The organism is Salinisphaera sp., from assembly GCF_035690525.1.
Classification (GTDB): Bacteria; Pseudomonadota; Gammaproteobacteria; order Nevskiales; family Salinisphaeraceae; genus Salinisphaera.
The window spans coordinates 1-12,852 of the sequence record NZ_DASSKM010000102.1 but is presented as its reverse complement, the minus strand read 5'-3'; the positions used below and the strand labels follow the sequence as shown (position 1 = coordinate 12,852).

10 protein-coding genes and 1 pseudogene are annotated in these 12,852 nt (G+C 63.2%); 3 read left to right on the top strand and 8 right to left on the bottom strand.

All coding sequences use genetic code 11. From position 1 onward, the window contains the following. From VFJ08_RS07430 to VFJ08_RS07400, 7 genes and pseudogenes are all read right to left on the bottom strand, one after another. The coding region (locus VFJ08_RS07430) for a type I-F CRISPR-associated protein Csy1 (protein ID WP_324996562.1) at nucleotides 1–365 on the bottom strand (365 nt) is incomplete at its 3' end. A gap of 81 nt (nucleotides 366–446) precedes the next feature. Further along, complete coding sequence (cas3f, locus tag VFJ08_RS07425) at nucleotides 447–3,782, bottom strand: type I-F CRISPR-associated helicase Cas3f (protein ID WP_324996561.1); 3,336 nt, start codon at nucleotides 3,780–3,782, stop codon at nucleotides 447–449. Further along, the gene (cas1f, locus tag VFJ08_RS07420) at nucleotides 3,779–4,762 is read right to left on the bottom strand and encodes a type I-F CRISPR-associated endonuclease Cas1f (protein WP_324996560.1); all 984 of its coding nucleotides are present in this window, start codon (nucleotides 4,760–4,762) and stop codon (nucleotides 3,779–3,781) included. The genes cas3f and cas1f overlap by 4 nt, the downstream gene beginning before the upstream one ends. 320 nt (nucleotides 4,763–5,082) lie before the next feature. Then, nucleotides 5,083–6,915: pseudogene (locus VFJ08_RS07415) on the bottom strand (ABC transporter ATP-binding protein). A 108-nt stretch (nucleotides 6,916–7,023) separates the two neighbouring features. Further along, entirely contained in the window at nucleotides 7,024–7,815 is a 792-nt protein-coding gene (locus VFJ08_RS07410; RefSeq protein WP_324996559.1) for a molybdopterin-binding protein, read from the bottom strand. Beyond that, the gene (locus VFJ08_RS07405; RefSeq protein WP_324996558.1) at nucleotides 7,802–8,710 is read right to left on the bottom strand and encodes a cytochrome b/b6 domain-containing protein; all 909 of its coding nucleotides are present in this window, start codon (nucleotides 8,708–8,710) and stop codon (nucleotides 7,802–7,804) included. The genes VFJ08_RS07410 and VFJ08_RS07405 overlap by 14 nt, the downstream gene beginning before the upstream one ends. 253 nt (nucleotides 8,711–8,963) lie before the next feature. Continuing rightward, nucleotides 8,964–9,416: a hypothetical protein gene (locus tag VFJ08_RS07400; protein WP_324996557.1), complete on the bottom strand. Its 453-nt coding sequence runs from the start codon at nucleotides 9,414–9,416 to the stop codon at nucleotides 8,964–8,966. A gap of 173 nt (nucleotides 9,417–9,589) precedes the next feature. Here VFJ08_RS07400 and modA point away from each other — a divergent pair, with 173 nt between their 5' ends. The 3 genes from modA to modC are packed head-to-tail and all read left to right on the top strand — an operon-like array spanning nucleotide 9,590 to nucleotide 12,235. Then, entirely contained in the window at nucleotides 9,590–10,411 is an 822-nt protein-coding gene (gene modA, locus VFJ08_RS07395; RefSeq protein ID WP_324996556.1) for a molybdate ABC transporter substrate-binding protein, read from the top strand. Between the two features lie 34 nt (nucleotides 10,412–10,445). Beyond that, complete coding sequence (modB, locus tag VFJ08_RS07390; RefSeq protein WP_324996555.1) at nucleotides 10,446–11,129, top strand: molybdate ABC transporter permease subunit; 684 nt, start codon at nucleotides 10,446–10,448, stop codon at nucleotides 11,127–11,129. Further along, nucleotides 11,126–12,235: a molybdenum ABC transporter ATP-binding protein gene (gene modC / locus VFJ08_RS07385; protein ID WP_324996554.1), complete on the top strand. Its 1,110-nt coding sequence runs from the start codon at nucleotides 11,126–11,128 to the stop codon at nucleotides 12,233–12,235. Before modB ends, modC begins: the two co-directional genes overlap by 4 nt. 12 nt (nucleotides 12,236–12,247) lie before the next feature. On the opposite strand, the gene VFJ08_RS07380 is transcribed toward modC, so the two are convergent. Then, nucleotides 12,248–12,852, bottom strand: a 605-nt coding sequence (locus VFJ08_RS07380; RefSeq protein ID WP_324996553.1) for an MFS transporter, incomplete at its 5' end; no start/stop codon positions are given.

Below are 12,852 nucleotides of genomic sequence, written 5' to 3'. Positions count from 1 at the left end.
GCGCCATTTCCGGTAGTGTCTGCAAGGCTTTCCTTGGGCGGAAGTAGGTGTGAACCCACTTCATTTCTTGCAGGGAGTTCATTTGGCTGGATGTTCAGGTTGGTAGCTCTTTTTATGCTCAAGTCCGGATGTATTCCTTTTGCGATATGTGTAGCAACTGCAATTCCTGAAGTGCTTGCCGATCCTTTGTTAAGAATATTTTTAAGAATGTATTTTTCACGAGCATCTTTAGCTTTGCTTCTAGATTGAGAATCAGTTTTCCCCTCCCACTTTTTTAATTCTTTTTCGAGTCTCTGAGCAATGTGGGCGTGCATCAGCTGCAGTATTGTCTTGCCTCGGTCAGTTAATTCTCTACCCCTAGTCACACCATTCTCCTCGCTACTTGCCTGAAACCTTCAATACCACCTTTGCGCATAACTGGTCGTCAATGAAATTGCTGTGTTCTTTTATTTCCGTCGCACAAATCCCAGCACCGGGTGGAAATGCCACCCTTGCGGGGCACGATCTGTTTTCAGCCGGATACGCCCAAAACGCAGGGCGCAGCGCTCTAACGTTATGTTCATCGCCTCGGCCTGTTGCGTGAGCGCGGTCATATAGTCCGGTTCGTTCCAGGGCGTGATGCGGGGATGCTCGAAGAGAGCATCCGGCAGGCGATCCAGTTCGGATTCGACCGGTGTGAGACGTTCTTCACGGTCTTCTTCGTCCACGCGCCAGAATCCGTAGTTTTCTTCGGTTTCATCTGGGTGCAACACGAACTCGCTTTCCGCTTCGTTGTCCTCGCGGAAGGGCTGCTGCTGAAGCGCCATCGCGCTGAGTGTCATTGAGACGGGACGATAGAACAGCCAGGCGCCGAGATTGATCTGTGCCGGCTCACCGCGCCGCTTGCGCCTTTGAGGTTTGGCATAGTCGGCCGCGCTCCCAAGCATCAGCGCTGCCAACCGGGCATGTTCGAGATCGGCCAGCCGTTGAGCGGGCTCGGGAGTGTCGGCCGGAAGAAGACGTGGACGCGAGTCGATTGGATCGAGTTCGCTTTTCCGCAGCAGCTCGGCCAGACGGTGTGACGTCAGAGGCCAGTCTCGCTCAGTTTCGAATCCTGGTCGACTGAATGCCGGGTGCTTGCGTTCGAGGTGACGGATATTGGTTTCCAGTAGCGCGATATTCGGCGTCGATATCGGCTCCGGGCGGTGGCGACGTACGCGCCCCGCGAGCTGGATGATCGAGCGCATGGAGGAGGGCTCGACCACGGCCCAGTCGTAATCGTGATCGCGCCCAACTTCCGTAACCGGCGAGCCCAGCACAATGAACAGATGATCGTCGGCCTTGCCGGTCAGCCGTTCACGAACATCGGGGAGTCCAAAGACGGCGTTTTTATCGCTGCGATCCAGCGCCTGGTCAAGGCGCGCTTCCAGTCGTGAACGCAGTAGCAATGGGAACTGTGAGTGATAGACGCAGAGATGAATTTGCCGGCTATCCGGGATCTCGGCGCGATAAAGCGCCTGCGCTACGGCGATCAGCGGCTCAATATTGGCCAGCCGCACCAGACCGAAGCTGACGCGCTTGCCGCTGTGGGGATCGACAACGTGGTGCCGGTCGTGCAGTTCAAAGGCTTCGCGAAGCACGGTATGCGCCGCGGCTGGATAAATGTCGTCGGGGTGCGTAGACGCCGCCGAAATAGAGGTGAGATAGCCGCGACGGCGTGGGGCGACGGTGGCGAGTCGGGCCGCGCGACGGCGAGCGAAGATATCGTGTGCGGCATCGAACTGTGTGCCGTCAGCACACGACTGATGGGTACGATCGTGTTCGTCGAACCAGGCGCAGACCGGTTCGACCGGCGCGCCGGGCACGCCGCGATGTTGCTGGTATTCGGCACGGCCTTCGCGATAGGCCTCGAACAGGCCACGCACCAGCGCCGGCGGCAGAGTCGCGGAAGAAAGCAGAACTCGCGAGCCCAGCAGTCCTGTCCAGTAAACGAGCCGCGTCAGCGCCGGCAGGTCATCGATATCGAAATCGTCCGGCTCATCGAGTACTAGATCGCCGCTCATCAGGCGCAGCATGGGCGTGATCTGGTGGCCGCCGCGCAGGCTTTCGGTCGCCGGTATCAGGTGGTCGATCGTGCAGACCAGTACCGGGGCGCCGATTAGAGCGCGGGCCTGTGGGTCGGCCACGGCCCGGCGTAGTACTGGATGAGCGTCCAGATCGCCATCGAAATGAACATGGCCCTGCGCCTCAAGTAGTTCGGCACGAGATTCAGAGCCGCCGTGGTTTTGTTGATGGTCGAACAGCGCCCGGTTGGCGGCGCCGCCCACACGAATGGCGAGATCATCGCTATCCAATCCGAGGCGTTCCCGGTAGGCCTGCCCGGTCTGTAGCGTTAGCGTGCGAAGCCCAAGAGCAATTGAAAAGCGAGCGCCCGTATCCGGGTTAGCGAGTGCATACAGAATCCGGCCGTTGGCAATGGTTTTGCCGCAGCCGGTCGACGCCATATTGACGCCGAAAAAACCTTGCGCATGGCTTGCCGCGCGTAGTCCCGTGGCCAGATCGAAGGCGCCATCCTGCCAGCGAAAGCGTGCATTACGGCTGCGCGTCTTGAAGCCTTTGTGGCGAGCAATACGCGGCAGCGCCGCGGTCATGTCCGGCAGGCGGTGGACAATCTCGCCTGTCGTGCGCGTGACGCCGAGCAGGTGCTCGATCAGCGGTTGGCAGAGTTGACGTTTGCCATGGTGAGAGAATGTATTTGCGTATAGCTTGTCGGACCACTCGCCGCGCAGCCGGCCTTCGTCCACTAGACTGCTGTAATGGTGATCGGCCATCATCAACGCCAACCGGGCGAGATGCATGACGTAAGGCGAGCAAAGCGGCGCCGTCTCGCAACGCTGATCCAAAAGCTGACGCGCCACACGACGGCTACGTTCCCGCCAAGCTTTATCGGTGACTGGTAGGCCTTGCGGAAAATGCCAATATGGAGCGATCGTTTCGGCATCGGCCGGTTCGACGCGTTCGTTCCAGGCGGCGGTAATGGATCGTGGCAGCGTGGGTAGGCTGGCTGCGTTGAGTGTCCCACGAGCGCCAACCCATTTCTGCGTCTTGTCTTCATTGAATGCGGGCATCGCTGGCAGCCGATGATGGCTGATAATCAGCCAGCCGATCGCCGCTGCGAGCGGTGGAAGATGAGGAAAGCGCTGCTCGTCATCGCTCAGCGTGTCGAGCCCGTCGCGCTTGAGACGGGCTAGCCAACAATCATCGTCCTCCGCAGTCGGATGCTGCAGCCGGGCAAGCCAGATTGCATCATCGTTATCATCGCCAACGAAGGCCTCAAGCAGCCTGAGTGAGATCCACTCGTGGCGGTAATGGTTGCGGCCTTCCAGTTGGCCTGCCAGACGCTGCTGGAAAGCCTCGACCGCTTTGCCGAGATCGTGAAAAAGCGCGGCCATCGAGGCGAGCAGGTGAATAAGTTGCAGGCTGTGCCAGTCGTTTTCGTCAGCGCCGCGCAGCACATCGCGCCGCGTAGCATTAGTCGGGGTGGCGCCACGCGCGTTAAATTGCGCGGCTTTGCCCACCACCCACAATAGCTCGCTCTGGTTATGTCCGCGTATCCAATGACAGGCTACGGCCGTATTCTTGCGCGCGGTCTTGCGCAGCATCTTGCGTAATGTGTCGAGACCGGCTTTTGTGATCGGCGTCTGCCATGTGCGATCGCCGCGCCGCTCGGCGAATTGATCGAGAATACGGCGTGTCTCCTTCAGCGCATTCTTGCGGCATTGAGAGACAAACAGAACGTTCAAGCCGAGGCCGCCGTGCACGCCATCTTGTCGGCGACGCGCTTGATGGTGTCGATCATGCCGTCGAGGGCTTCCACCTGGGTGAGTCGTTCAATGCAGGCCTGGCGGAATTCCTGCTCCTCGTCGCCGCGCACTGCTGAAATGAAGGCTTGCGGCAGGATCACGCCGTCCTTGACGAGATCGGCGACATCGAAGACCAGTCCGCCGCGGCGGGTTTTGCCATGCAGTATCGCAAGACCGTGAGGTAGACCCAGCACCCAGCACGCGGTGGCCGCCAATCCGTAGGCCAGGTAGTTTCCGTGATCGAGAAAGCGGTTCGCCGGATCAATGCCGCTACCGCGCTTGGCACGTGTGAACTCACCGTAGTCGACGCTTTGCGCAGCAAGTTTGAACAGCGTGCGGGTCAGGCGTGCTTCGAGCGTCAGCAACTCATTGGTTTCGCGACTCTGATCGATCCCCTCCGCCTGGGTGCGCAGGGCGCTTTCAAGACGCTTCGAGTTGATGCTGAAACCGGCATCCTGCAGAGCGCGGTCCGTGGTCCATAACGTGCGTATGGTCGCTAGTCGCGATCGTTGAAAGGCTCGCGCCGCCTCCAGCCGGAGATCGTCATCAAACCAGAAGCGTACCCATTGCTGTAGATATTCGGTCGGCCGATATTCGCTTTGCGGCGTTAGCCACGCGACATCGATATCGACTTCATTGGCCATGAAAAGCGGTGTGCCACCGCCGCCGCAGAAGCCGACGAGCACGCCGGCCTTTGCCAGTTCCCGCATGGCTGCCTGCGTGATGGATGTGCCGGTGCCAAGCAGGATCGACGTGGTGTTCGCGATCGGAATGTTCCAGTACTTGGATTCGCGGCCCTCGTCCGTGACGTATTCCACGCGGCCGCCCTTGACCAAAACACGGCAGTGCTGCAGGTAGTACAGATTCGCCCGCTTGGAATGCAGGATCGTCTTGAGATCGCTCGGCGCGAGATCTTCCATGGTCCCCCCTTCAGCGGTAACGCTATCCGGAGGACGGTTTATCAGGCAAGCATGGGGCCGTACTGTCGGGCGATTACGCTGTTCCATTCGAGTGAGTTACAACATCCTGCGGATACGAGGTGACTCACGTATAAATTTCTCGGGGTACGACGATGAGCCGGATGATCAATTACCGTGCCGGCGAGGCATTGGACGCGCGATTGGCACTGTACTGCCACCGCCGACGAACCGGCCCGCGCGCACTCTGGCCGCCATTCGTTTCGCGCACGCGCGTAAGAAATCGGCGCTCGGCGCGAATTGCAGCAGTTGAATGTAGTGCTTCAGTTCTCCCCAATAAACCCACCGGCCTGCATGGCCCACAGCCGGGCATAGAGGCCGCCGTGCGCGAGCAGTTCGCTGTGGGTGCCGGTTTCGACGATGGCGCCGCCGCCGTCGACGACGATCAGCCGGTCGAGTTCGGCGATGGTGGATAGTCGGTGTGCGACCGCGATCACGGTCTTGTCTTGCATTAAGGCGTGCAGGTTGTCGGTGATGGCGGCTTCGATCTCGGAGTCGAGCGCGGCGGTGGCTTCGTCGAGCAGCAGGATCGGCGCGTTCTTGAGCATGACGCGGGCCAGCGCCACGCGCTGGCGCTGGCCGCCGGAAAGCTTCACGCCGCGCTCGCCCACGTGCGCATCCAGACCGCGCCGGCCACGATTGTCGATCAGGTCGTGGATGAAGCCGGCGTGGGCGGCGTCGACCGCCGACCAGAGTTCGGCTTCGGTGGCTTCGGGCCGGCCGTAGCGGATGTTGTCGGCGATCGAGCGGTGGAGCAGGGCGGTGTCCTGGGTGACCATGCCGATCGCGGCGCGCAGGGAGGATTGCGTGACCTACGTGATGTCTTGACCGTCGATGGCGATGCGGCCGCCCTCCAGTTCGTGGAAGCGCAGCAGCAACGAAAGCAGCGTCGATTTGCCCGCGCCCGAGCGGCCGACCAGGCCGATTTTCTCGCCGCGGCCGATCGACAGCGAAAAGTTGGAGATGACACCGGCATCGTGGCGGCCGTAGTGGAAGGAGATGTTCTGGAATTCGATGGCGCCGGCGGTGACCCGTAACGGGCGTGCGTCGGGGGCGTCGGCGATCGCGCGGTTGCTCGTGAAGCTGCCCATGCCGTCGCGGATGGTGCCGAGGTGCTCGAACAGGTTCGACACTTCCCACATGATCCACTGGCTCATGCCGTTGAGTTGCAATACCAGGCCGACGGCCGTGGCCACGGCGCCGACCGTGATCGCGCGCTCGGTCCAGAACACGATGCCGAGCCCCGTCACCGAGAACAGCAGCAGCGCGTTCAGCAGATACAGACTGGCGTAAAAGCCGTTGATCCGCCGCATCTGGGTGTACACGGTGGACAGGAAGGAAACCATGCTGGCGCGTGCATAATCGGATTCGCGCCGTGTATGGACAAACAGTTTTACCGTGCCGATATTGGTATAGGCATCGACCACCCGGCCGGTCATTTCGGCGCGGGCGTTGGCCTGGGCGCCGGCGATCGCCTGCAGGCGAGGCAGGAAGTATTTCAGCAGGGCGATGTAGCCGGCGAGCCAAGCGGCGAAGGGCAGGGCCAGCCGCCAATCGGCGCCGGCGACCATGACCACCACGCCGCCGAAGTAAACCGCCACGTAGAGCAGAACGTCGACGAACTTCATCATCACTTCGCGGATGGCCAGCGCGGTTTGCATCATCTTGGAAGCGATGCGGCCGGCGAAGTCGTCCTGGAAATAAGACAGCGATTGATCCAGCAGCCAACGATGGACCTGCCAGCGAAAGCGCATGGGCACGTTCGGCGCCATGGCCTGGAAAGTGGTCAGGCCCTGGCCGAAAACCAGGGCCGGCAACAGCACCAGCACGACCGCCGCCATGCCCAGAAGCTGCCACGCGTTGTCGGCAATGAAATGATCGCGATCGCCGGCGGCGAACCAGTTCACGAGATGGCCGAGAAAGCCGTACAGGGAAACCTCGATGATCGACGCCGCCGCGGTCAGCACGGCGGTGGCGATCAGCAGCTTCCAGACCGGCCGGGCATAGAACGCGACGAAGCGCGGGATGCTGGTGTCGGGCGGCGTGCGGCCGTCGTCGGGAAACGGATCGACCAGCCGTTCGAAGAATCGGAACATGAGCGGGAACCGCGACCGGCGCCGCGGTATCGGCAAAGGCGCAAGTCTACTTATGTGGTGCCAAAAAGCTGAGAAGACTGGTTTTTATTGGCCTCCGGCGGGGCCGAGTCAGACCCCGGCCCACCAGCTGTAGCCGCGGTCTTCCCAGTAGCCGCCGTGTCCGCCCTGGATACCGGCGAAGCTTTCCACCAACTCGATGTGCATCACGTATTTCGCCATTTTGTAGCCGAGCCGGCGTTCGGCCCGCAGCCGGATCGGCGCGCCGTAGGTCACCGGCAGCGCCGATCCGTTCAAGCCGTAGGCCAGTATGGTCTGCGGGTGGCGGGCCTCGATCATATCGAGGCTTTCGTAGTAGGGGCGGGGCGAGCCGTAAAGATGATCGGCGCAGTAAAAGACCACGAACCGGGCGTTGTCCTTCGGCTGTACGCGATCCAGCAGATCGCCGAGCACCACGCCGGTCCATTGGCCGATGCAGGACCAGCCCTCCACGCAGTCGTGCCGTGTGATCTGCGTGCGCGACGGCATGGCCTTGAGTTCGGCGAGCGAGAACGAGGCCGGCCGCGCGACCAGACCGTGGATATCGAGCCGGTAATCGGTGAAGTTCGAATCCAGCAGTTTCTGATAGGCCGGCGTCTGCGGCTTGATCGTGCCGTTGGGACGAAAGGTGGGCGCGATGTCGCTCTTGTCGTATTCGCGCGCCAGCGACTCGCGCGAGGCGACCAGCCGTTGCGCGGCCTGTGTGAGATTCTCGGTCTTGCCGAGAAACTCCCGCACCGCTTGGCTATGCGTCCAGTCGCAGCCGGCAAGCAAACCGGTCGCGCCGAGTGCGCCGAGCCCGCCCAGCACGCGCCGCCGCTGGCGGTTCGGTGTGGTGCGCGGCGCGCGGTCATCGTTGGCCATGGTGTCGCTCCTCGGCGTTGGCGCCGTGCGTGCCCGCCGGCGCCGCGTCGGCTCGGTCGTCGGCCCAGCCGTCGGTTTGGCCGTCAGTTTGATAGCCGCCCGTGATCATCGCCCGCATGTTGTTGAGTACTCCGGAAATAAGCACCAGCAGCAGATGAACGAGAAAGAACGCCACGAGCGCAAAGGCGCATAGGAAATGGAGCGTGCGCGCGCTCTGGCGGCCGCCGAAAACCTCGGTCAGCCAAGGCCAGGCAGCGTCCATCGTCGGCGACATGGTCAACCCGGTCAGCACCATCAGTGGCAACAGCACGAACAGCACCGTCAGATAGGTGAGTTTCTGGATGATGTTGTAGCTGCGCGCCCGCGAGAAACGGAGTGTCGCGTGCTTGACGACCTCGTGCCCGAACCGGCCCATCTCGCCGCGATGCACGCCGATCAAACGTCGTCGCCGGCGGCTCACGATGGAATAGAGCAGATAAAACACGAGCAGCACGCCGAACACCCAGGCCGCGGTGAAATGCCAATGCCGGCCCAGCGACAGCCACTGCGGCCCCGGCAGTGTGGCCCAGGCCGGAAAGGCGCGCGCCTGCATGTGTCCGTTCACGCTCGACCAGCCCAGCACGCCGGTGGTCGGGATTTGCAGGCCCTCAATGCTCACATAGCCCATCGGGTCGCCGTTTGCATCGCGACGGGCGCCGATGGACAGAAACGGCGAGTCGAAATCGGAGTCGCTACCCCAGTAAAGCGACGGATGCGCATTGAAGATCTGTAGTCCGCTGGTCAGCAGGACGAGCAGACAGACCGCGGTGATCCAGTGCCACAGCCGGGTGGCCAGACTATGGCGTTTAATAAGCGCGGACGTACCCGGCGGGCCCGGGTCGGCGTTTGTCGCCATGGTGGATTCGATTGCGGACTATTGATCCATCATACGGCAGAGCGCTGCCGGACGATGCAGGCCCGTTTCGCTGAACACCCTATTAACCCGGCATGAAAATACCTTCATGCCGGGTTAATAGCGCGAGTACGCAAACGCGTGCTCGCCGCGGCCATCGGCCGCGAAGCACTTGAAAATCAAGGACGGACATGTGCCGGCCTTGATTTTTGGGTGCGTTGAAAACAGCTGATATTTCAGCTGTTTTGGTGCTGGGTTAATAATACGCGCTCGGGCCGGCACCGCTATTACCATCCGGTGCGGCGGCGGCATCTGTGGCGGTATTGGCGCCGCCGCGGTTGCCGACCGTAGTCGCATCGGCGCGGCCGTTGCGATCGTTGCGCTCGCGCGGTGGGCGATGGGTGGCCGCGAACAGGTCGAGCTCCGCGTCGCTGGGCGCGTTGAAGGTGGATGCGCCGTAGTCGCTGGCCTTGGGTTCCGGGAGTGTTTCGGAAGGTAGGGTATTGTGAATCGACGGCGGTTGATTGCCGGTGGCCCGGTTGCCGTCATTGACGTTTCGGCCGGGCGTGTTCTGCATCGGCTGCGAGAACTGGCCGGTTACGGATGGCGCCGCGGCGCCATTGCCCTGCGCCAGCGCCGGGCCGGCGGCGAATATCGATACGGCCGCGGTCAGCAGACAGAACAGGCGGGCGCGGGTACCACGCGGCATGGGAGGCTCCTTGTCACGGCATTCGTTGCTATGACCGGTACCTTATCGCGAAGTTCGCACGATTTTGCGCACTTCTCGATATGTAGTAGCGTATATAGCGACGGCGCGGCGCGATATGAGCCTGCGGACGCCTATTCAAACCTCGTCTATCTTAGTCTCTGGAAATACCGGCGATGTCCAACTTCAATCAATGCGTGCGGCGCGGCTTGCTGACGTTGGCGTTCGCCGCGCTAATCGGCGCCGGTCTGATTCAGCCGGTGGCGGCGGATACGTCAAGCGATGGGGGGCAGCCGTTGCTCGTGTTCGCGGCGGCCAGCCTGAAGAACGCCATGGACGGCGTGGTTCGGGCCTATGACGACAGCCACGACGGCGCCGGCGTGAAGGTCAGTTATGCCGGTAGTTCCACGCTCGCGCGGCAAATAGAAGCGGGCGCGCCGGCAGATGTCTATGTGTCGGCCAATCGGCAGTGGATGAACAAGCTCGCGTCCGACGGCTTGATCGACAAATCGAGTCGCTACGATCTGCTCGGCAACTCGCTGGTCTTGATCGCGCCCCGGGGTAGCGATGTGCAGGTCGAACTCGATCGGAATATCGACCTGCTGTCGAAGCTCGGCTCGGATAACTATCTGGCCATGGCTAATACCGCGGCGGTGCCGGCCGGCATTTACGGTAAGCAGGCGCTGCAGTGGCTGGGTGTCTGGCCGCAGATGCAGGGTCATATCGCCCAGGCCAATGACGTGCGCGCCGCGCTGGCGCTGGTCGCGCGCGGCGGCGCGCCGCTGGGCGTGGTTTATGCCTCGGATGCACTGGCCGAAAAGAGCGTTCGCGTGGTCGATACCTTTCCGGCGGCCAGCCATGAGCCGATCATCTACCCGGTGGCGGCTACCGCCGCCAGCGACAACCCGCGGGCGGCCGATTTTCTGACGTTTTTGAAGTCAACTCAGGCCGCAGACATCTTCAAGCGCTGGGGATTCAAGGTCGTGGCGCGCCCATGAGCGCCGGTCGGTAGGCTCTGTTTCAGAGACGATCGTGCTCGACGCCAATCAACTCCAGGTTCTGCAGCTAAGCCTCACCGTGGCCGGCACCGCGGTCGCGTTCAGTTTGCCGCCGGCGCTAGCCGTGGCCTGGTTTCTCGCTCGCTCGCGTTCGCGTTTGAAGATGCCGGTGGACGCGCTGGTCCATCTGCCGCTGGTGTTGCCGCCGGTGGTGACCGGCTATCTGCTGCTGATCGTGCTCGGCCGGCGCGGGCTGATCGGCGGCTGGCTCGCCGAGCATCTGGGGCTCGTGTTCGCGTTTCACTGGACCGGTGCCGCGCTGGCGGGTGCGATCATGGGCTTTCCGCTGATGGTGCGCCCGATCCGGTTGTCGCTCGAGGCGATCGATCCGCGCATCGAAGCGGCGGCCGCCACCCTCGGCGCGCGGCCGATCCTGGTCTGGCTGACGGTGACTGTACCGCTGGCGCTGCCGGGCGTGATCGCCGGTCTGGTGCTGGCGTTCGCCCGCGCGCTCGGCGAGTTCGGCGCGACCATCACTTTCGCCGCCAACATTCCGGGCGAGACCCGAACGTTGCCGCTGGCGATCTATACCTTCATCCAAGTGCCGGGCGGCGAATCCCGGGCGGCGCAGTTGATCGCGATCTCGATCGCCGTGTCGCTTGGCGCGCTTATGGTCTCCGAGCTCATCGCCCGGCGCGTCAAGCGTTTACAGGCATGAGCATCGACCTCGATGTCCGTTTGCGCCAGGGTGGTTTCGAGCTCGCCTGTCGGCTATGCTCCGAGCAGCGCGTGATCGGTCTGTTCGGCCCCTCCGGCGCGGGCAAGAGTTCGTTGCTGCGCGTGATCGCCGGCCTATCGCGGCCGGATTCCGGCACCATCGCTATCGCCGGGCGCCGGGTGTTTGATAGCGCGCGCGGTCTGCACTTGCCCGCGCACCGGCGTCGCATCGGCATGGTATTCCAGCAACCGCGCCTGTTTCCGCATCTGAACGTACGCCACAATCTCGATTACGGCGGCTGGTTCAGCCGGCGCCGGCCGAGCAGGACACGATTCGGCCAAGTCGTGGATATGCTCGATATCGGCGATCTGTTGGATCGTCGCACGCGCGATCTTTCCGGCGGCGAGGCCCAGCGTGTGGCGATCGGCCGGGCGCTGCTGTGCGATCCGGAGTTGCTGCTGCTGGACGAACCGCTGGCCTCGTTGGATGCCCCGCGCAAGCGCGAGGTGTTGCCCTATATCGAGCGCCTGAGCGCGCAAAGCGCGCTGCCGATCGTATTCGTCAGCCATCAGCTCGACGAGTTGCTGCGCCTGGCCAATCGACACGTGGCGGCCATCCGCAACGGCGAAATCGTGTTCTCCGGGCCCACCGCGGAATTTCTTGCCCGGGCCGATCTGTTGGGCGAAGAAGCGGGCCCCGCGGCCGGCGCGCTGCTCGAGGCGCGGCTGGCGGCGCACGAGCCGGAGCACGGATTGAGCGTACTGGCCTGCCCGCGCCAGAAAATCTATGTGCCCCGGCTCACCGGCCATCGGATCGGCGAACGGGTGCGCCTACATGTGCGGGCGCGTGACGTGATCCTCGCCCGCAGGCCGCCGGAGCAGACCAGCGCGCTCAATCAGCTCGTCGGTAGCGTTATCGAAATCCGGCGCGATGACACCGATTATGCCGTCGACGTGATACTGGACATCGACGGCCAGCGCCTGGATGCGCGTATCACGCGGCGATCGGCCGCCGCGCTCGATCCCAAGCCGGGTCAGACGCTGCACGCGGTCATCAAGTCGCTGGCCCTGGCCGAGCAGGCCTGGCAGCGCCTCGGCGGGTTATGATCGATTCACCCATTATTCGACCCCGCCGGTCGGATGCCGGCGCAGGCACAGCCCCGCCACCAGCGCGCCGAGCAATACCAACACGGCGAGGCCGGCGCGCAGCCCGAACAAACTAGCGAGCAGGCCGACCACGGCCGGCCCGACCAGAAATCCGCTGTAGCCGGCGGTCGCGACCGCGGCCACCGCCGTGGCGGGCGGGCGGTCCCGGCGGCGCCCGGCCGCGCTCACCGCCAGCGGAAACACGCTGGCCAACCCGAGCCCGATCACGGCGAAGCCGGCCAACGCCACGGCGCCGTTGGTCGCGGCTACGCACAGCAGCACGCCGCCCGCTACGATCACACCACCCAATCCCATGAGCCGGGCCGGCCGGATATGATGGGTCAGCGGGCCGCCGGCCAACCGGCCGATGATCATCGTGACGGAAAACACGGCATAGCCGAGCGGCGCGAAGCCCGGCCCGGCATCCAGTGTCTGGGAAAGAAAAATTGCGCTCCAGTCGTTGATCACGCCTTCGGCCATGAGTGCGCAGAAGGCGATCACCGCTAGTGCGGCCAGGCCGCGGCCCGGCCAGGCCAACACCGGGGCCGCGGTTTCGCTCGGGGCCAGCCCGCCCGGCG

Coding starts and splice junctions, on each gene's coding strand:
- modC (WP_324996554.1), top strand. CDS start 11,126: ATGAGCATCGACCTCGATGTCCGTTTGCGCCAGGGTGGTTTCGAGCTC.
- cas1f (WP_324996560.1), bottom strand. CDS start 4,762: ATGGAAGATCTCGCGCCGAGCGATCTCAAGACGATCCTGCATTCCAAG.
- VFJ08_RS07405 (WP_324996558.1), bottom strand. CDS start 8,710: ATGGCGACAAACGCCGACCCGGGCCCGCCGGGTACGTCCGCGCTTATT.
- modA (WP_324996556.1), top strand. CDS start 9,590: ATGTCCAACTTCAATCAATGCGTGCGGCGCGGCTTGCTGACGTTGGCG.
- VFJ08_RS07410 (WP_324996559.1), bottom strand. CDS start 7,815: ATGGCCAACGATGACCGCGCGCCGCGCACCACACCGAACCGCCAGCGG.
- VFJ08_RS07400 (WP_324996557.1), bottom strand. CDS start 9,416: ATGCCGCGTGGTACCCGCGCCCGCCTGTTCTGTCTGCTGACCGCGGCC.